A 21,505-nucleotide genomic window follows, 5' to 3' on the forward strand; every position below is an offset into this window, starting at 1 on the left:
ATATGCATACATTAGAAGCAGTCAGAAAATATGAAAAAGAATATGAAGTTGATGCTGATAAAAGACCGTTATTTCATGTAACACCACCGATCGGCTGGATGAATGATCCCAATGGATTTTCAGTATATAAGGGACAAATCCATTTGTTTTATCAATATCATCCATATAGCAATGTATGGGGACCGATGCATTGGGGGCATCAGGTAAGTGAAGATATGATAAGTTGGAAGCAGTATCCGACGGCACTTGCACCGGATAAGGAATACGATGAGGAAGGATGCTTTTCCGGTTCGGCAGTTATGACAAATCTTGGACATGTGTTGTTTTATACAGGAGTCAGTAAAGATAAGAATGGTGGCTGCAATCTTCAGAATCAGTGTATGGCAGTTGGAGATGGTGTAGGTTATAAGAAGCTGAAGAACAATCCTGTTCTCACAGGAGCAGTGATGCCGGAGGGATTCAGCCATATTGATTTCAGAGATCCGAAGGTATGGGAAGAAGATGGTATTTACTATATGCTGACCTGCAGCCGGGATGCTCAGAATAAAGGAATGATCGCGTTATTTTCAAATTCTGAAATACATCAATATCTGGAAAAAACAGAGCTTACCGAACAGGAGACAGAAGCCTTTGAGAAAGCAGCAGGTTGTTGGAAATATGAAGGTGTATTTGCAGAGCACATGGAACGGTTAGGAAGCGTATGGGAATGTCCGGATTATTTCAGGTTGGACGGAAAAGATGTGCTGTTGTTTTCACCACCTGATGTACAGGCGCAGGGAAATGAACTGCATAATGGTAATAATGCAATCTATGTTGTTGGAACATATGATCATGCAAAAAAGCAGTTTCAAATGGGGCAGCCACATACACTTGATAAAGGTCTGGATTTTTATGCATCACAGACGACAGAACTTCCGGATGGAAGGAGAATTCTGATCGCATGGATGCAGTCATGGCATAATTCATTTATCCCGGATGGACAGGAGTGGCAGGGCATGATGACAATCCCAAGAGAATTATATCTGTCAGATGGCAGGATCATCCAGAAACCTGTGAAAGAACTGGAGCAATATCGGGTTCGGCCGGTTTCCTATTCGAATGAAAAGGTAGAAGGCGGGCAGAACTTTGATGGGATAAAGGGAAGAACGCTGGATATGACAGTAACAATAAAATCCGGTGAATTTCAGGAGTTTTATATTGATGTAGCAAAAGATGCAGAGCATTATACCAGAATTACATATAACAGAAGAAAACGGGAGATCGAAGTTGACCGGACATTTGCCGGAATGAACAGGGATGTAGTCTGCATCAGGCGGGCAGAGGTAGAATCGGAAGCAGAACGGATAACATTACGGTTTATTCTTGACCGCAATTCGGTAGAACTGTTTGTGAATGACGGAGCGTTGTCAATGAGTACAACAATTTATACGCCGCAGACAGCAGATGGCATTTCGTTTTTCTGTGATGGAAATGCGATAATCGATATAGAAAAGTTCGATATTGAGATTCCGATGAACAGATAAATTCTGATACCGGTTATAGATATAGTAATCTGGTATACCGACAATGCAATGAATTTATTTGACGGATAAACCAGATGTAGTATAATAAACATGACCATTCGTTTAGAAATAAGTGCGGCATTTGCCGTATTACCCATGACTCTTTTTTCTATTGCGTAGGCAGAGCGGAGCTTTCAGGAGGTAGCGGATGGTCTTTTTATGTATATAGATCAGACAGGAGGAAGCACTACAATGAAGATGATATCGTGGAATGTGAACGGAATTCGCGCATGTGTTGGAAAGAATTTTATGGATTTCTTTAAAGAGGCAGATGCAGATATTTTTTGTATTCAGGAATCAAAAATGCAGGAAGGACAGCTTCAACTGGAGCTTCCGGGTTATTATCAATATTGGAATTATGCAGAGAAAAAGGGATATTCCGGAACTGCTATTTTCGCAAAGAAAGAGCCGTTGTCAGTGGCATATGGAATCGGTATAGAAGAACACGACCATGAGGGACGAGTCATCACACTCGAATATGATAATTTTTATATGGTCACTGTATATACGCCAAATTCACAGAATGAGCTTGCCAGACTGGACTATCGTATGAAGTGGGAGGATGATTTCAGAGAGTATCTGAAGCAGTTGGAACAGACAAAGCCGGTGGTAGTATGTGGGGATATGAATGTGGCACATACAGAGATCGATCTGAAAAATCCAAAGACCAATCGTAAGAACGCCGGATTTACAGATGAGGAAAGAGAAAAATTCAGTACCCTGCTTGACAGTGGATTTATTGATACGTTTCGTTTTTTTAATCCGGACGCAGAAGGCATTTATTCCTGGTGGTCTTACCGTTTTAAGGCAAGAGAGAAGAATGCCGGATGGCGGATCGACTATTTTTTGACCTCAAAGGCTTTGGAATCCAGACTTGTGGATGCAAAGATCCATACAGAGGTGTTGGGTTCCGATCATTGTCCGGTAGAACTTGATATTGACCTGTAACGGTGCCATTTATAAGAATAAATGCATACTAACAGGCGAAAGCAAAGATTACAGCACTTGCGGGTGTAGAAGAATAGAAAAAATGATAAAAGGAGAAATTATATATGCCAGTTTTTGATTTCAGTGATAAACCGGTAAAGAATGAGGATACGGTTTGTACCTATACGGCATTTCAGTCAAATGCAAAGGAAAAAACACCGGAGGAACCGATTCTGGTGTTAGATAACAGTGAGAGACAGTGGATCCATCATGCGCTGGGCGTTTTTACAAATCCGGCAAAGCGTACTACTTTTGAATTCAAGGAAAATGGGGAGACATTTTCAGCAGATATTTTAAAGATTGATTCCAGATTTGTCAGTCTGATCAAATGGCTGGGAGAAAATCATATCAGTGTACGTCTGTCCGGTAAAAATCTGGAAGACGGATATGCAGTATACAGAATCCGAGAGACAGCATTTGGTGGCGGAACCAAGTTATCTGCGGCAGATGGATTCTTACAGTTTATGATCGAACGACTGCTTGCAAGTACAGCATCAGAGGAAGTCGAGGAGGATGACGATGCAGACGAGGAAGGCGACGATATGAAGCTGACCAGTCTTCAGAGCATTTCTGATTTTATGACATGTGCGGGCAGAACGATGCCGGATAATATCCGTCTCTGGGCGAGACGAAATCTTGCGGTTGCCAGATCCAACGAGGTGTCACCGGAGGAGCGCCGTCATGCACAGAGAGCACTCTCGATCATGATGAATATTCAGTGGAAGAGCAATTATTTTGAAGCAATCGATCCGGTTGAAGCAAGACGGATCCTGGATGAAGAATTATATGGAATGGAACGTGTAAAGCAGAGGATCATGGAGACGGTTATCCAGATCAACCGAACTCATACCCTTCCTGCTTATGGACTTCTGTTGGTCGGACCTGCCGGTACCGGAAAATCACAGATCGCGTATGCGGTTGCCCGTATTCTGAAACTACCATGGACAACCCTTGATATGAGTTCGATCAATGATCCGGAGCAGCTTACAGGAAGTTCCAGAATCTATGCAAATGCAAAGCCGGGTATCATCATGGAAGCATTCTCGATCGCAGGAGAATCCAATCTGGTATTTATTATCAATGAGCTTGATAAGGCTGCATCAGGAAAGGGAAATGGAAATCCTGCGGATGTACTTCTGACCCTGCTTGATAACCTTGGATTTACAGATAACTATATGGAGTGTATGATCCCGACCGTTGGCGTATATCCGATCGCAACGGCAAATAATAAAGAAGATATCAGTGCACCATTGATGTCACGTTTTGCGGTTATCGACATACCGGATTATACCTTTGAAGAAAAGAAGATCATTTTCAGTAAATTTGCATTGCCAAAGGTATTGAAGCGGATCGGTCTGAAAGAGAATGAATGTATCATCACAGAGGATGGTCTGGATGCGGTCATTGAAGAATTCAAGAATACCTCCGGTATCCGTGATCTGGAGCAGGCAGCCGAGCATCTGGCAGCAAATGCACTTTACCGGATCGAGGTAGATCATGTACCACAGGTGACATTTGATGCGGAAGGCGTAAGACATTTATTCCTGTAGGAGATTTCCTGTAGGAATGTTATCGGACGGCTGTTTTTAGTTAAATGAAAATGGAGCGTAAGTAAAAATGATAAAATTAGTAGCAAGTGACGTGGATGGAACTCTTGTTCCTGACGGAACATTTGAGATCGATCCCGAGATCTATGATGTGATAAAGAAACTGAAAGAAAAGGGTATTACCTTTGTGGCAGCAAGCGGCAGACAGTATGCGAGCCTTAAGAAGTTATTTGCGCCGGTTGCAGACCGGATCTTATATATCCCGGATAATGGCGGATTTGTCAGAGGAAGCAAGGGCGAAACATGGCTCAAACGTCCGATGGAGAAAGACCTGATCCGTGCGATCGTGGAGGATGCAGAGAAGCTGCCGGATGTAGAGCTGATGCTCTGTGGAAGGGACTATGCCTATGTTGGAAGCGAGGATGGACGACTGTATAACTGGATGCGGGAAGCATACCGCTATGAGATCAAGGCAGTGCCGGATCTTACCGATATTGATGATGATATCGTGAAGATCTCGATATTTCACCCGGAGGATGCAGAGCGGATCGTAAAAGACTGGTTTTATGACAATTGGAAGGATACCGTTCTACTGGCACCTGCCGGAGTTTACTGGGTAGACTGTTCGGAACCATCGATCAACAAGGGAAGTGCATTACAGTTTCTGCTTGATAAATATGAGATCAAACCGGATGAAGTTATGGTATTCGGTGATAATATCAATGACCTTGGTATGCTTGCCTGTGCAAAGGAAAGCTATGCGATCGGAAGTGCCAGAGATGAGGTAAAGCAGGCAGCAGCCCATGTAGCAGATACGATGCGCAATCAGGGCGTGATCAAGGTGTTAAAGGAGCAGCTGTTAAAATAAATCCGGACAGCAGTTGTGATTGAAAAAGGAGTGAAGCTTGATGGCATGTACAACGATATTAGTTGGAAAGAAGGCATCCTATGATGGATCAACGATCATTGCCAGAAACGATGATTCAGGATCCGGTCATTATATGCCGAAGAAATTTGTAGTCATAGAACCCGAAGAACAGCCGAAGATCTACCGTTCGGTTCTGGCACATCTGGAAATTCCGCTTCCGGAAGAAGCGATGCGCTATACCTCGATGCCAAATGCAGTTGATGGTGAGGGCATCTGGGCAGCAAGCGGTGTAAATGCAGCGCACGTTGCAATGACAGCAACCGAAACCATTACATCGAATCCGAGAGTGCTCGGCGCAGATCCTCTGGTCGAGTATCAGACGGCAGAGAACGGAAACGAAGAAATACCGGGCGGAATCGGAGAAGAAGATATCGTCTGTCTGGTACTCCCATATATAGGAAGTGCGAGAGCAGGTGTAGAACGTCTTGGCAGTCTGCTTGAAACGTACGGAACCTACGAGATGAATGGAATCGCATTTCAGGATCAGGATGAGATCTGGTGGATGGAGACGATCGGAGGACATCACTGGATCGCGAAGAAAGTGCCGGATGATGTCTATGTTGTGATGCCGAATCAGTTCGGCATGGATACATTTGACATGAAGGATGCATTAACGAATCAGAACGCACATATGTGCTCAAAAGATCTGGCGGAATTTATCGAGAAGAATCATCTGGATCTGACTATTAGAAGAAGTGCAGAACGTAAGACACAGGATGCAGAAGTTCCATATGCCAGATTTATTAACCCAAGAGAGATATTTGGCAGTCATGATGATTCGGATCATGTCTACAATACGCCAAGAGCATGGTTTGTGGAGCGGTATCTGAATCCGAAGACCTACCGCTGGGATGGTGAAAATGCGGATTACACACCGATATCCGATGACATTCCATGGAGCCTGATCCCGGAGCATAAGGTGACGATGGAGGATGTCAAATATGTGTTGTCCTCGCATTATCAGGGAACACCATATGACCCATATCTTCCATATGGAGATAAGAAGATGGCAGGTGCATATCGTTCCATCGGCATTAACCGGACTGATTTCATGTCTGCGATCCAGATGCGACCATATGGAGCAGAGGACAGTCGTGTGATCGAGTGGGTGGCATTTGCCTCAAATGCGTTTAATGTCATGGTGCCATTTTATGCAAATGTGGACACAACACCGGAATATCTGGCGAACACGACCGCTGATGTATCTACCGATAATTTCTACTGGAACAGTCGGATGATCGCAGCGATGGCAGATGCATCTTACAGCAAGTCGCTGTTTCATATCGAACGGTATCAGGAAACCATGCTTGCGAAAGGGCATGAGGTGATCAACCGATACGATGAGCAGATAGAAAAAGAAACGGATGCCGGTAAACGAAGTGCGCTTCGAGAGCAGGCCAATCAAGAAATGGCAGATATTCTCAGGAAAGAGACCGGTAAGACGCTTTCCAAAGTCTTATATGAACTGAGTAATCAGATGAAGAATTCTTATGCGAGATCGGATGCTTAAGGCATCGGCATAGAGAAGCAAGAAATACAGGAGAAAAAGTAGAAAATATGAAACGAGAATCATTTAAATCCCGTTTAGGCTTTTTATTAGTAAGTGCGGGATGTGCGATCGGAATTGGAAATGTATGGAGATTCCCATATGTAGTAGGAGAAAATGGCGGTGGTATCTTTGTACTGTTCTATCTGCTGTTCCTTGTGGCAATGGGACTTCCGGTTCTGACCATGGAGCTTGCAGTCGGACGAGGAAGCAGGAAGAGTGCGGTTCTTGCATATAAGGAGCTTGAGAAACCAAAGAGTAAATGGCATATCCATGGATGGTTTGCCATCCTTGGATGTTATGTGCTGATGATGTACTATACAACCGTATCCGGTTGGATGGTATCGTATTTTTATAAATTTGTAACAGGCGAATTTCAGGCAGGTATGGATGCGGATGCGACCGGATCTGTATTCTCGGATCTGCTTGCCGATCCAAAGCAGATGGGCTTCTGGATGATCCTGACGGTTATTGTCGGATTTATCGTATGCAGCCGTGGGCTTCAGAATGGTCTGGAACGGATCAGTAAGATCATGATGACAGCACTGTTGGTGCTGATCGTGGTACTGGCAGTTCACAGTATTACTTTATCAGGAGCCGGCGAAGGTTTACGGTTCTACCTGATCCCAAATCTGTCAACGGTTGAGAAAGTCGGGATAGGAAATGTGATCTCGGCGGCTATGAATCAGGCATTCTTCACTCTGAGTCTTGGTGTAGCTGCGATGGAGATCTTCGGAAGTTATATGAGCAAGGATCATGCGCTGGCAGGCGAAGGTGTGCGAATCTGTGCCCTGGATACATTTGTTGCTGTTATGTCAGGATTGATCATTTTTCCGGCATGTTTCAGTTATGGCGTAGAGGTTACTTCAGGACCAAAGCTGATATTTGTAACGCTGCCGAATGTATTTGTAAATATGGCAGGCGGAAGGATCTGGGGTTCTCTGTTCTTTCTGTTTATGACATTTGCAAGCTTTTCGACTGTAATTGCAGTATTTGAAAATATTATGTCTTTTGCAATGGATATGTTCGGATGGAGCAGGAATAAAACAGCCATCATCAATTGCATTATTATTCTGATCGCAAGTCTTCCTTGTGTTCTGGGATACAACGTGTGGAGTGATTTGCACCTGATCGGTGGCAGAGATGTATTAGATAGTGAGGACTTCCTGGTAAGTAATCTTCTGCTCCCACTCGGTTCGCTGATCTATCTGTTGTTCTGTGTTACGAAATGGGGCTGGGGCTTTGATAATTATATGGAAGAAGCGAACACTGGTTCCGGACTCAAGGTGTCCAGAAAACTCAAACCATACTTTCAGTTTGTGCTTCCGGTACTGATTCTGATCATTTTGATCCAGGGGTTGATGTAAGACAGATCATTCGGGTGCAAAGGTTAGAAGTGGAACAGGCAGAGAACAAAGAACAAGATGGAAGAAGATCCGATACCAATGGATGTTCAGAGATAATTTATAGAAGGATTCCGTGAGTATAGAAAAACGGATCAGGAGAGCAGATATGAGTGAGGAAAAAAACAGTATTCCGGTAGATGAAGGTTTACAGGGAAATGAGACAATCGAAGAAGCAATCCTTGTTTTACAGCAGGAACCGACAGAAGAAATGCTTGCACATACACTTACAGTGATAAGACGACGTGCGAGAGCAAATGGACAGTTCATTGTTGCTGTTATACCACCGGCGGGTGCGGAGAGCAGTTTGCAGATCCAGGCGATCCAGACCGAGGATGAGCGGTACTGGTGGATGGCATTTACCGGCTTTGATGAGGAGATAAAGGGCGGTGAAGCCGTAATGTCAACCTTTATGGCAGATATCAGCCATCTCTTTGAAGCAGCTTTAATGACGGATGAGATAGAAGGTATTATCCTAAACCCATGGAACCGGGCATTGATGCTGGATAAAAATCTATTGCAGCTTATTCTGGCAGGAAAATAGCTCAATAAAAGAATTCTCAATTGTAATCCAAGATTCCATACCCGCTATCTTGGATAAGTGTAAAAGTTAATAGTTATCAGTGTAAAAGAAAGGTATGGATTTTCTTTTACAAATGAATTGAGACTGACTGGATAGTTGGTCTCTTTTCTGTTATGCTTTGATTTCTGGCGGCTGGAAAGGAGTCACCATCTGGACAGACTCAGCAGGCAGTTGTACTCCATGCGATAGCAGATTTAAAAATTGCATACGCAGAGGAAGTGAAAGAACTGAAAAAGCTAAACCAGATGTTGGCATTGCAGGAATCTCCTGATTTGATACTTCGGGATATTAACCTGCCACTATTTGATGGATTTCATATCTGTCGGGAGATCCGCAAGCAATCAGAAGTTCCGATCATTGTTGTTACCAGCCGCAGCGCGGATGTGGATGAGTTGATGAGCATGAATCTTGGAGCAGATGATTTTGTTACCAAGTGTGTCATATGAATTTGGAATTTATGACAATTTATATGACACTTGATGGAAAAGATATACCAAAATAAGCTGATTTATACCAAGAAAACTTCATTTCATAATGCCGCAGGAATGCCGATAAACCGGCATAAACGCTGGATTTTCAAGGAGTTAAGCGAAATGATAAAAGTCTTATTCATCTGCCACGGCAGATTATGTCATATCTTCTAGAAAGTTAGTAAAATCAAGGGTTTGCGGGCATGTGAGGTTAAAAAATAACACAAAAATAACACATTCGATTAAAACGGGTGTGGTTCCCGAGAGTGGAAAATGAAACTTGAAAACAATTGAATCGGGGATGTGATTGAGGATTAGGATCAGCGTGGGCTGGTCCTTTTTCAATTGATTCATATCATAATGTAATTTTATCAAACTATATATAATTGATAAAATTGAGTTTGACAATGATGCAATTGGAGTATATAATAAATTATGTCGTAGAATGTTCAATTGATATAATTAAAATCTTAATGAGGTTATTGAATGAGAGAACTTAATTATACAAAACGGTGGGGTGAAATGCTCACTCCGGAAATAGTAGGATTACTTACAAAAATCCATGAATTCAAAGGCGAGCAGAACTTATTTATTGAAGCTCATGCTGATCAGCTTACCGAACTTATGGAGATTGCAAAGATACAAAGTACAGAGGCTTCTAACAAGATCGAAGGTATCTATACCTCTGATGAGAGATTAAAGAAGCTCGTTATGGATAAAACTACACCAAAGAGTAGAGCTGAGCAGGAAATTGCAGGTTATAGAGATGTGCTTAACACGATTCATGAAAATTATGATTATGTGCAGACTAAGCCTGGTATTATCCTCCAATTGCATAGAGACTTATATAGATTTATGGGACCGGGAGCTGGAGGTTACTTCAAGACCACCGACAATGTTATTGCGGAAGTGGATAGTGTAGGCAATAAGAAGGTTCGTTTTCAGCCAGTGCCGGCTTGGGAAACACCAGATGCAATAGATGCTCTTTGCAAAGCATTTGATGAAACGCTTATGGATGAATCAATTGATCCATTGATTGTTATTCCAATGTTTGTATTGGATTTCTTGTGTATCCATCCTTTCAATGATGGCAATGGAAGAATGAGTCGTTTGCTTACATTGCTGTTGCTTTATCGAAGCGGATATATAGTTGGTAAATATATCAGTATCGAGAAGATGATTGAAACTACAAAGGATACTTATTATGAAGCGCTTCAGTCAAGCTCGGCAGGATGGCATGAAGGTGAAAATGATTATGTACCATTTATCAAATATATGCTTGGCGTGGTGGTTGCTTCGTATCGTGAGTTTTCTTCAAGAGTAAAACTGCTTACAACAGCAGGACTTACAAAGGGAGACAGAATCGGTGAAGTAATTAAGCAGACTGTTGGAACAATCACCAAAGCAGAAATTATGAAGAAGTGTCCTGATATCAGTCAGATAACAATACAGAGAGCCCTGATAGAACTTCAGGAGCAGGAAAAGATTATTAAAATCGGTGGTGGGCGTTACACCAAATATACATGGAACTGGGATAAGGAGAATTAGAAAATGATTACAGGCGAATTGAAAAACAGAATTGATAGTTTATGGGAGATTTTCTGGACTGGTGGTCTTACAAATCCATTGGATGTAATTGAACAGATGACATATTTGATGTTTATCCATGACTTGGATGTATCTGATAATACTCACGCAAAGGAAAGTGCTATGCTTGGGCTTCCTTATGAAAGTGTTTTTTCCAAGGAAGTAAAAATCGGTGAGAGAACTATTGATGGAACTCAGCTTAAGTGGTCTGTATTCAGAGATTATCCAGCTGACAGAATGTATTCTGTAGTGCAGGAAATGGTATTCCCATTTATCAAGAATCTTCATGCAAATAAAGATAGTGCGTTTTCAAAATACATGGACGATGCAATCTTCAAGCTTCCTACTCCTTTGATGCTTTCAAAGGTTGTAGATGCTATGGATGATTTGTACACACAAATGGCAAAGCTGAATGATTCGGATGCCAGAGGTGATGTATATGAGTATCTTCTTTCTAAACTAGCTACAGCAGGTGTAAATGGTCAGTTTAGAACACCTCGTCATATTATCAGGATGATGGTAGAACTTATGGAGCCTAAGGCTGATGATGTTATCTGTGATCCAAGCTGTGGAACTGCAGGATTCCTTGTAGAGTCTGGTGAATATCTTTGGGCTAATAAGAAGGATGAAATCTTCTATGATAAGCAGAAGAAAGACCACTTCATGAATCATATGTTCCATGGCTTTGATATGGACAGAACTATGCTTCGTATTGGGGCTATGAATATGATGAATCATAGAGTAGAAAGTCCATTCATTGAATATAGAGACAGTTTGTCAGATCAGAACCCTGATAAGGACAAGTATTCATTAATTCTTGCAAATCCACCTTTCAAGGGAAGCCTTGATGCAGATATTGTATCTGCTGATTTGCTTAAAGTATGTAGCACAAAGAAGACAGAGCTTCTCTTCTTAGCATTGTTTGTTCGTATGCTTAAGGTTGGTGGTAGATGTGCTTGTATTGTTCCTGACGGTGTATTATTTGGCGCATCTAAGGCACACAAGGACATTAGAAAAGAATTGATTGAGAACCAGAGATTAGAGGCAGTTATTTCAATGCCTTCCGGTGTATTTAAGCCATATGCCGGAGTGTCTACTGGAATTCTCATCTTCACAAAAACGAATTATGGAGGAACCGACAATGTGTGGTTCTATGATATGCAGGCTGATGGATTCAGCTTGGATGATAAGCGTTCAGTTGTGACAGAGAATGATATCCCAGATATCATCGAAAGATTCCGTAATCGTGATGCTGAAGCAGATAGACAGAGAACTGATAAGTCCTTCATGGTTCCAAAGCAGGAAATCGTTGATAACGGATATGATCTTTCTATCAACAAGTATAAGAAGGTTGAATATGTGGCAGTGGAATATCCACCTACATCTGAAATTATCGAAAAGATTATGGAACTTGATTCTGAAGCTACAGAGGCGATCAAAGAGCTGAAGGCAATGTTGTAAGGAGGTGACTAATCATGAAAGGTATAGATTTAACAAATCATCCTAATATTGTTGGAAGAAAAGCGGATCTTGATCCTAATCAACCAGGACTTTTAAAATTTACAAAGAAATATAAAGAGAAGAAAAAGGTTGGAGATTCTTTCGAAAAAACTATATCATTGCGGATTAGGGAATCATTTCCGGATATGATTTTGTTGGATGATGTTTATTTTGAAACTGGAGTCTATAACACAAAGTTGTGTATGTATGAATCCATGCAGATAGATCATTTGTTGATAGCTCCCAAAGGTATTTTAGTCATAGAAGATAAATATATTGATGATGCAAAATACATAAGTGTATCAGGTGGAGCCTTATCAAAAACATGGTCGTTGAAAAAACGAATTGGTAATATATCTGAAACAAATGGATTGAAACAGAATTACCGTCATATGCAGTTTATACAAGAGTTAGTTGCATATGTTGGAATGAATGTACCTGTTTTTCAAATGACAATAATTGGTGGTATTTCTCGTGATAAAATCAGAGTACAGCAATTTATTGATGCTAATCTTGTTACTGAAAATGAAGTAGTGGATAGAATCAATTACATATTTAAAGCAAAGCAAGATATAGAAATGTCAATGCAGAAAATAAATGATGAGCTTAGTAAGTGGATTTGTACCGTGCCGGACATTGAAAAATCACATATTGCCTTCATTCGAAACCAAAAAAAGAATAAGCTGCCAGCTCGATGCAAAAAGGTAATGAGAAGTATTTAGAAAGGGAAAAACAAATCAAATTGAGATTTGTGGGGATGATATGGCTAAGGTAAAACTAGGAGATATATGTGAAATTGTATCAGGAAGTACACCGAAAACCAGTATCGATGAATATTGGGATGGAGATATTGACTGGATTACTCCAGCTGAGATCAGTGAAGATACATATATTGTTGAAGAAAGTGTAAGGAAGCTTACACAGCTTGGGGTTGAGAAGACAGGCTTGAAACCATTTCCTAAGGGAACGGTTATTTTGTCTTCGAGAGCGCCTATTGGAAAGGTTGCAATTGCTGGTAAAGAAATGTACTGCAATCAGGGTTTTAAGAACTTGATCTGTTCCGATAAAGTCTTACCAGAGTACCTTTATTGGTTTCTTCGTGGAAATACAGCTTATCTAAATTCTTTGGGAAGAGGAGCTACTTTTAAAGAGATATCAAAAGGAATTGTAGCGGAAATAGAAATTAACCTGCCAGATAAAAAAGAACAGCAATTATCAGTAGATACATTGAAAAAAGTTTGGGATGTAATTGTAGTTAGAAGACAGGAATTGGAGCAACTAGATCTCTTAATCAAAGCCCGATTTGTCGAGATGTTTGGTGATGAGAATAATTCATTAAATTGGGATATGGTTAATGTTGAAGATGTAGCTGATGTACAGGTTGGAGTAGTTATTAAGCCGTCCCAGTACTATACAGGAAAAAAAGATGGAATACCTGCATTTCGTTCTTTAAATATTGGTGAAGGTTTTATAAAGAATATGGATTGGGTATATTTTTCACAGGAGGGAAATGATAAGAATTCGAAGTCAATTTTGAAAGAGAATGATTTGTTAATAGTACGCTCTGGCGCACCAGGAACTGCTTGTGTTGTTACAAAAGAATTTGAGGGATACAATGCAATAGATATCATTATTGCTCACCCAGATTGCTCAAAGGTAAATCCATATTACTTATGTACTTATACCAATATGCCACATGGGAAAAAACAAATTCAAGAAGGGACAGGCGGAGCTGCGCAGCAACATTTCAATGTGGGAAAGTATAACAAATTGAAGTTAATGTTACCACCTGTGGAGCTACAAAATGAGTTTGTAGGATTTATCAAACAAGTCGACAAATCCAAATTTGCAGTACAGAAATCACTTGATGAAGCACAGTTGTTATTTGATAGCTTAATGCAGGAATATTTTGGTTAAATCATTATGGTGGTAGCGATGTTGGTATCAAAGAAAGGATACCAATATGGAAGAAAAAATCGTAAACATTATTAATGAGATGGCTGAGTTCCTAAGCATGGCGCAGTTGAAAAAATTACAGGAAATAATGGTAAAGGAGTTTGCTGAAGCAGAACTAGAAAAGAGTGATATTTCCAATGTGGATTATCTGAAAATGTTTCTTGATGCCAAGCAAATAGAAGGTTGCTCAGAGCGTACTATAAGCTATTATCAATCCACTATAAATCATCTTTTGAAAGCGGTTGATATTTCTGTAAGGAAGATGACTACGGAGGATATTCGGTCGTATCTTGCAGATTACCAAAAGATAAATAACTGTAGCAAAGTAACTGTGGATAATATTCGCAGGAATATTTCCAGTTTTTTCACTTGGCTTGAAGAGGAAGACTATATACTTAAGAGCCCAATGAGGAGAATCCATAAGATAAAGACGAAGACTGCCGTCAAAGAAGTTATTTCAGACGAAATGATTGAAAAGATGCGTGATAACTGCGCAGAGGTGCGGGACTTGGCCATTGTGGATCTTCTATATTCAACTGGAATGCGAGTCGGTGAGCTTGTTAATTTGAATATTTCTGATATTGATTTGGAACAGCGTGAATGCGTTGTTTATGGTAAGGGAGATAAAGAGCGAAGAGTGTATTTTGATGCAAAGTCAAAAATACATATTCAGGATTATCTTCGCACTCGTACTGATGACAATCCGGCATTATTTGTCACATTGCTTGCTCCGTACAATCGGCTAAAGATTAGTGGTGTAGAAATACGTATGAGGGAGCTTGGAAGGCTTGTTGGCGTGGAACGTATCCACCCACACAAATTTCGAAGGACCATGGCTACCAGAGCAATAGATAAGGGGATGCCAATAGAGCAGGTTCAAAAGATATTAGGACATTGCAATATTGATACTACTATGCAGTATGCAATGGTAAATCAAAGTAATGTTAAAGGGGCGCATAAGAAGTATTTGGCTTGATTTATAAATCAGAAAGGGAATCACCTAATGGCAAATTTTAATAAACAAATGGAAATGGTACTATATCATTCTGATGAGGGTGATGTATCAGTTGATGCATATATTGCGGAAGAGAGTATTTGGGTATCTCAAAAAGGGATGTCTGAAATATTCGGGGTAGGAATCCCTGCAATAAGTAAGCACTTAAGTAATATATTTAATGATGGTGAATTAGACAAAGAGGTGGTTATTTCCAAAATGGAAACAACCACTAGACATGGTGCAATAGAGGGAAAGACGCAACAGAATGAAACTAATTATTATAATTTAGATGCGATTATTTCAGTAGGATATAGAGTGAATTCTAAAAAAGCTACTCAGTTTCGCATATGGGCAACTAGTGTTTTAAAGGAGTATATGATAAAAGGTTTCGTCATGGATGACGATAGGCTAAAACAGGGACAAACCGCATTTGGAAAAGATTATTTTAGAGAGCTTCTTGAAAGAGTAAGATCTATTCGTGCTAGTGAAAGAAGAATTTGGCAGCAAGTTACTGACATTTTTGCAGAATGTAGTATTGATTATACCCGTGATTCAGAAATTGCTTATAAATTTTATTCAACAATTCAAAATAAGTTTCATTATGCAATTACGAAGCACACAGCCGCCGAAATAGTATATGAGTCTGCTGATCATACCCAAAACAATATGGGATTGACCACATGGAAAAATGCTCCGGATGGTAGAATCCTTAAGTCAGATGTTTCAGTTGCAAAGAACTATTTGGATGAAAAGCAGATTAGGCAATTAGAAAGGGCTGTTACAGGATATTTTGATTATATAGAGGATTTAATTGAACGCGAAAATGTTTTTACAATGGAAGAGTTCTCGGAAAGTGTAAATGCGTTTTTGGAATTTAGAAGATATGACACACTAAAGGACAATGGAAGAATATCACATACAAAAGCTTTAGAAAAAGCTTATTCAGAGTATGAAATATTCAATAAAACACAAAAAATCAGTTCGGATTTTGACAAGTTTGTACAGGAGATAAAAAAGTAATTAGTTCCCACAGCGAATCTAAATCAAATTGAGATTTGTGGGGATGATAGATGAAGTGTTCTTTTAAGGATATTGTAATAGATTCGAGGACGGGATTAAATCCAAGAAAGAATTTCGTTCTAGGTTCTGGCGATAACGCTTATATTACAATAAAAGATATTTATGATGGAAAAATAAATATATCTGATAAAACAGATAGGGTTGATGATGCAGCAATTCAGACAATAAAGAAGCGTTCTAGAATTGCTCCAGGTGATATTTTATTTGTGAGTATTGGACGTATAGGTGAGACTGCTATTGTTCAAGAAAAAGATGATTCGTGGGATGTTAATGAATCAGTTTTCATTTTCACAATTAATGACGATATCATTATACCTGAATATTTTTGCTTGTTATTTGAATCAGAGGATGTTAGGAATTCATTAACAAAGAACAGTTCTGGTTCAACATTTAAGAGCATTAAGATGGGACAATTGGAAAGAATGGAATTTGATATTCCTTCTCTTAACGAGCAAAAGAACATTGTTGACCAAATCAATAAAATAAAGAGTATTCGTATTGCACGAATAAAAGAATTGGAGCAATTTGACCTCTTAATCAAAGCCCGATTTGTCGAGATGTTTGGTTCTATTTATGATAATAAATTTGGTTATAATGTGAGAACTCTGCAAGATGTCTGCGAGCCAATAAAAGATGGAACTCATCAAACTCCAACTTATATTGATGATTCTATTAATGGCTTTAAGTTTTTATCATCAAAAGATGTAACAACTGGTAAAATTGACTGGAATCATTTGAAGTATATTCCAGAAGAATTGCATAATAAGTTATATAAAAGAATCAGTCCAAGAAAAGGTGATATTCTGCTTGCAAAGAATGGTACTACAGGTGTTGCAGCTATTGTTGATAAAGACGAAGTTTTTGATATCTATGTAAGTTTGGCTTTGATAAGACCATTGGATATTGTTGTATCTGAATACCTATGTTCAGCTATTAATTCAACTGAAACAAAGAAACAGTTCGATGGAAGTTTAAAGGGCATTGGTGTTCCTAATCTTCATTTAGGAGAAATAAAAAAAACACAAATTATAGTTCCGCCTATAGAACTACAAAACCAGTTTGCAGCTTTCGTCGCCCAAGTCGACAAATCCAAATTTGAAGGGAGGATGATTATAATTGGACATAGATAATATTGCAGATCAAATAATCAGCCTTCATGATGATGCTTACATCATATATAAATCGCAGGTAGAGGCTATATGCAGCCGAAATGCTTCAGAAGATGAAGTGGCGCATTTACTTGACAATATGTTTGGATTTTGCGGTGATGAGAGATTTCAGATGCTATTTAAGCAGATTTATAGGAAATACTACAAGAAATATCCTGAACAGATAGCATTTCAAATAAAAGAGTATAGAGAGTATTACGATACAGATAAGGAGGTTACCGAATGACCAACTTTGATTTTTTGAAACAAGAACCAAAATTCAATAGTTTTTCTGATGTGGCAATTGCTGCTGAAAAGATTCTTAAGATTGATATGGAATCCAGTGTGATTAACTGTCGTCGTGCGATGGAATTTGCTATTAAATGGATGTATTCCGTAGACAAGTCCCTAGAGATGCCATATCAGGACAATCTGATTAGCTTGATGAGTACCGAGGACTTCCATGATTTGGTAGATGATTCTTTATGGAAAAGGCTAGATCTGATTCGTAAGGTGGGTAATCGTGCTGCTCATAATGGTAGAAAGATTTCAGAGGACGAGGCTATTCTTTGCTTACAGAATCTATTTATCTTCATGGATTATGTGTCATATTGTTATTCTGATTTTTACGAAGAACGACAGTACGATGTTAATCTGCTGACAGAGACACAGGAAGAGCCAGTTGTTGCAAAATCTTCAGATGACGACGTGGATTTGCAGGCATTAATTGCAGAGAATAAGGCACTTAAGGAAGAATTGACTGCAAAGCGTGCTGAACAGCAGCAGACTTATGTGCCAAAGCCTCTTGATTTATCAGAGTACAAGACAAGAAAAATTTACATCGATTCAATGCTTTGGGATGCAGGATGGACAGAAGGAAAAGACTGGATTAATGAAGTAGAACTTCCTGGTATGCCTAACAAATCTGAAGTCGGTTTTGCTGACTATGTTCTCTATGATGACACACACAGACCACTTGCTGTAGTGGAAGCAAAGAGAACCTGTGTTGATGTTGCAAAAGGAAGACAGCAGGCAAAGCTTTACGCAGATTTGCTTGAAGCACAGTATAAGAGAAGACCAGTGGTTTTTCTCACCAATGGTTTTGAAACAAGAATTATTGATAATCAGTATCCTGAAAGAAAGGTTGCTGTTATTTATTCAAAGAGAGATTTGGAGAAACTGTTTAATCTTCAAACAATGAAAACAAGCCTAAACCATATCTCCGTAGATAAGAATATTGCAGGTCGTTATTATCAGGAAGGTGCAATTAAGGCGGTATGTGATGCGTTTGATAATCGTAACCGTAGAAAAGCACTCCTTGTAATGGCTACCGGTTCTGGTAAGACAAGAACTGTTATTGCATTATGCAAGGTTCTTTTAGATGCCGGATGGGTTAAGAATATATTGTTCCTTGCGGATCGTAATTCGTTGGTTACACAGGCAAAAAGAAATTTTGTAAATCTTTTGCCAGATTTGTCATGTTCAAATTTAGTAGAGGAAAAGGATAACTATACTGCACACTGCATTTTCTCTACATATCAGACCATGCTGAATTGCATTGATTCAGTTAAGGATGATAAGGGAAAGTTGTTTACTTGTGGTCATTTTGACCTGGTAATCTGCGATGAGGCCCATAGATCCATTTACAACAAGTATAGAGATATATTTAATTACTTTGACGCTCCATTGGTAGGACTTACAGCAACTCCAAAGGATGAGATTGATAAGAACACTTATGGAATATTTGATTTGGAAAATGGTGTGCCTACTTATGGATACGAGCTTGCACAGGCAGTAAAGGATGGTTATCTTGTTGACTTTAATACTGTTGAAACAAAACTGAAGTTCATTGAGGAAGGTATTGTTTATGATGAACTGTCAGAAGAAGATAAGGCAGCTTATGAGGAGACATTTGAGTTTGAAGATGGTGAATTGCCAGAGCGAATCAATTCATCAGCACTGAACACATGGATTTTCAATGAAGACACTATTAAGCAGGTTCTTCATGTACTTATGACAGATGGTCTTAAGGTGGACTATGGCCAGAAGATTGGTAAGACAATTATCTTTGCCAAGAATCATGACCATGCGGAGAAGATACTTGAGGTTTTCAATAAACAGTATCCGGAGTTAAGCAAGAATGGACAGCCTTTTGCAAAGGTTATCGATAACTATATGACATATGCTCAGAGTGCCATTGACGAGTTCTCTAATCCTAAGAAGATGCCGCAGATTGCAATATCTGTAGACATGCTTGATACCGGTATTGATGTACCGGAAGTATTGAATCTTGTATTCTTTAAGAAGGTTATGAGTAAAGCCAAGTTCTGGCAGATGATTGGCCGTGGAACCAGACTTTGTCTTGGACTTATGGATGGAGAAGATAAAGATAAGTTTTATATCTTTGATTTCTGCGGAAACTTTGAATTCTTCCGTATGAATCAGGGAAGACCTACTGCTAATATGATTGCTCTTCAGGGGGCTATTTTCTCCCTTGAATTTGAGATTGCTTATAAGCTTCAGGGTATCGAATATCAGATTGACAGACTTATTGCATATAGAAACAAACTGGTTGGGATGATGACTGGAAAGGTACAGGAGCTTAACCGTGAAAACTTTGCGGTAAGACAGCATCTGAAGTATGTAGATACCTATTCGGTTGAACTGAATTACCAATCAATCACTTTTGAAGATACCTTGATGGTACGAGAGGAACTGGCTTCGCTTATTATGCCAGATGGTGATGAGGCAAGCGCAGTTCGTTTTGATGCATTAATGTATGGAATGGAATTAGCATATCTAGCAGGCAAAGGCTATGGAAGACATAGAAGTGACCTTTTCAAGAAGGTTGAAGGTATTGCCAGTGTTGCAAATATTCCGGAAATTCAGGTGCAGTCAGAACTTATTAACAAGATTCTTCATACTGACTATGTTGATAATGCCGGAATCGATGAATTTGAGCATATCAGAGTAAGTCTTCGTAATCTGATGAAGTACCTGCCAAAGGGAATCGTTAAATATGATACTGACTTTACAGATGAGATTCTGTCTACAGAATGGAATGATTCTGAACTTGAGAATGATGAGTTAAAGAACTATAAGGCTAAGGCTGAGTTTTATGTTCGTCAGCATCAGGATAATATTACAATTGCTAAGTTAAAGACAAACAAGCCTTTGACAGAGACGGATATTGAATCTTTAGAGCAGATTCTTTGGAAGGAAGTTGGTTCCAAAGACGACTATGAGAAAGAATATGGCCATAAGCCTTTAGGTGAGTTTGTACGTGAAATAGTAGGACTAGATATGAATGCTGCTAAGGAAGCGTTCTCTGAGTTCCTTAACGATACAAATCTTGATAGCAGACAGATTTACTTCGTTAATCAGATTGTCGAGTACATCGTACACAACGGAATGATGAAGGATCTTTCTGTGCTTCAGGAGTCGCCATTTACTGATAAGGGAAGTGTGGTAGAGATATTTACTGATCTTACCATATGGATGGGAATTAGGAAGGTTATTGACCAGATTAATGCCAATGCGGCAGCGTAAAAATGTTAAAGGGAGGGAATACATTTGATTACAGGAACGATTTTTGATGAGATTACACAGCTTTTAAAATTGAATCTAACTTAGAGGAAGGTAGCCTTGGCGAAGAAATAGATCCTCCGATTGTAGACGAGGAAAAAGTTCCAACAGTTATTTGGCAAGGCGTTGGCAATGTACATGGTGTAAATAAATTAAAAACAGGTCCTCGACTTAATGTATGTGATGGATTGACAATCGTGTATGGTGAAAATGGAAGTGGAAAATCAGGTTACTCTGATGATGGACCATATCAATTCTTACAAAAGAAAAAAGCTGAACAACCGTAGCCTATACGAAACATTCAGCTTTTACTATGGAGAAGAGGTACTTAAGAAACTGGGATGCTCACCGGTTGCCGCCGAGAACATCATCTTAAAGCCTAAACTTCTCAAAAAGTAACAAATAAATTTGCTAAGTGTCGCCAGAATAGAACAACTCTATTCAAGCAAAAACAGGGATGGATTCTCCGATACAAAAATTTCGAGAGGAAATTAATCTCTAGTTGTCGTTGCAAATTTATTGCTGAACGTATTATATCATATCGTAATGGAAATGAAAATTCGGGAATCTAGCTTACAAACCGGGAATCTCGGTTACAAAACAGGACTTTCATTTACAAATGGGGA

General features: G+C 39.6%; 16 protein-coding genes and 2 pseudogenes. All 18 read left to right on the top strand.

What is annotated here, in order from left to right; all coding sequences use genetic code 11:
• Positions 1-2 precede the first annotated feature (2 nt).
• A complete protein-coding gene (locus GT641_RS03550; protein WP_161116824.1) occupies positions 3-1,523 on the top strand; it encodes a glycoside hydrolase family 32 protein in 1,521 nt (506 codons plus the stop codon).
• Positions 1,524-1,754: 231 nt separating this feature from the next.
• Positions 1,755-2,510, top strand: coding sequence for an exodeoxyribonuclease III (locus GT641_RS03555; RefSeq protein ID WP_161116825.1), 756 nt, complete (start codon positions 1,755-1,757; stop codon positions 2,508-2,510).
• Positions 2,511-2,614: 104 nt separating this feature from the next.
• On the top strand, positions 2,615-4,099 hold the full coding sequence (locus GT641_RS03560; RefSeq protein ID WP_119962548.1) for an AAA family ATPase: 1,485 nt from the start codon (positions 2,615-2,617) through the stop codon (positions 4,097-4,099).
• 67 nt (positions 4,100-4,166) lie between these two features.
• Positions 4,167-4,964: an HAD family hydrolase gene (locus GT641_RS03565; RefSeq protein WP_161116826.1), complete on the top strand. Its 798-nt coding sequence runs from the start codon at positions 4,167-4,169 to the stop codon at positions 4,962-4,964.
• A 40-nt stretch (positions 4,965-5,004) separates the two neighbouring features.
• A complete protein-coding gene (locus tag GT641_RS03570; protein ID WP_161116827.1) occupies positions 5,005-6,534 on the top strand; it encodes a C69 family dipeptidase in 1,530 nt (509 codons plus the stop codon).
• A gap of 47 nt (positions 6,535-6,581) precedes the next feature.
• The gene (locus GT641_RS03575; RefSeq protein WP_161116828.1) at positions 6,582-7,937 is read left to right on the top strand and encodes a sodium-dependent transporter; all 1,356 of its coding nucleotides are present in this window, start codon (positions 6,582-6,584) and stop codon (positions 7,935-7,937) included.
• 145 nt (positions 7,938-8,082) lie between these two features.
• Positions 8,083-8,517: an SseB family protein gene (locus GT641_RS03580; protein ID WP_161116829.1), complete on the top strand. Its 435-nt coding sequence runs from the start codon at positions 8,083-8,085 to the stop codon at positions 8,515-8,517.
• A 239-nt stretch (positions 8,518-8,756) separates the two neighbouring features.
• Positions 8,757-8,987: pseudogene (locus GT641_RS13285) on the top strand (response regulator); the annotation flags it as partial.
• Between the two features lie 525 nt (positions 8,988-9,512).
• Positions 9,513-10,574: a Fic family protein gene (locus GT641_RS03590; protein ID WP_161116830.1), complete on the top strand. Its 1,062-nt coding sequence runs from the start codon at positions 9,513-9,515 to the stop codon at positions 10,572-10,574.
• 3 nt (positions 10,575-10,577) lie between these two features.
• The gene (locus GT641_RS03595; protein WP_161116831.1) at positions 10,578-12,074 is read left to right on the top strand and encodes a class I SAM-dependent DNA methyltransferase; all 1,497 of its coding nucleotides are present in this window, start codon (positions 10,578-10,580) and stop codon (positions 12,072-12,074) included.
• A 14-nt stretch (positions 12,075-12,088) separates the two neighbouring features.
• Positions 12,089-12,835, top strand: coding sequence for a nuclease-related domain-containing protein (locus tag GT641_RS03600; RefSeq protein ID WP_161116832.1), 747 nt, complete (start codon positions 12,089-12,091; stop codon positions 12,833-12,835).
• A 40-nt stretch (positions 12,836-12,875) separates the two neighbouring features.
• Entirely contained in the window at positions 12,876-14,030 is a 1,155-nt protein-coding gene (locus tag GT641_RS03605; protein WP_161116833.1) for a restriction endonuclease subunit S, read from the top strand.
• A gap of 46 nt (positions 14,031-14,076) precedes the next feature.
• Positions 14,077-15,045, top strand: a complete 969-nt coding sequence (gene xerA / locus GT641_RS03610; RefSeq protein WP_161116834.1) for a site-specific tyrosine recombinase/integron integrase — start codon at positions 14,077-14,079, stop codon at positions 15,043-15,045.
• Positions 15,046-15,072: 27 nt separating this feature from the next.
• Positions 15,073-16,086, top strand: a complete 1,014-nt coding sequence (locus tag GT641_RS03615) for a virulence RhuM family protein (protein ID WP_161116835.1) — start codon at positions 15,073-15,075, stop codon at positions 16,084-16,086.
• Positions 16,087-16,136: 50 nt separating this feature from the next.
• Positions 16,137-17,276, top strand: coding sequence for a restriction endonuclease subunit S (locus tag GT641_RS13145; RefSeq protein ID WP_243143678.1), 1,140 nt, complete (start codon positions 16,137-16,139; stop codon positions 17,274-17,276).
• Entirely contained in the window at positions 17,263-17,541 is a 279-nt protein-coding gene (locus GT641_RS03625; RefSeq protein WP_161116836.1) for a hypothetical protein, read from the top strand. The genes GT641_RS13145 and GT641_RS03625 overlap by 14 nt, the downstream gene beginning before the upstream one ends.
• Positions 17,538-20,843, top strand: a complete 3,306-nt coding sequence (locus GT641_RS03630; protein WP_161116837.1) for a DEAD/DEAH box helicase family protein — start codon at positions 17,538-17,540, stop codon at positions 20,841-20,843. The genes GT641_RS03625 and GT641_RS03630 overlap by 4 nt, the downstream gene beginning before the upstream one ends.
• 270 nt (positions 20,844-21,113) lie before the next feature.
• A pseudogene (locus GT641_RS13150) lies at positions 21,114-21,278 on the top strand (IS30 family transposase); the annotation flags it as partial.
• Positions 21,279-21,505: the final 227 nt, after the last annotated feature.

Origin of the sequence: Clostridium sp. BIOML-A1, assembly GCF_009874105.1 — a bacterium.
Lineage (GTDB): Bacteria > Bacillota > Clostridia > Lachnospirales > Lachnospiraceae > Coprococcus.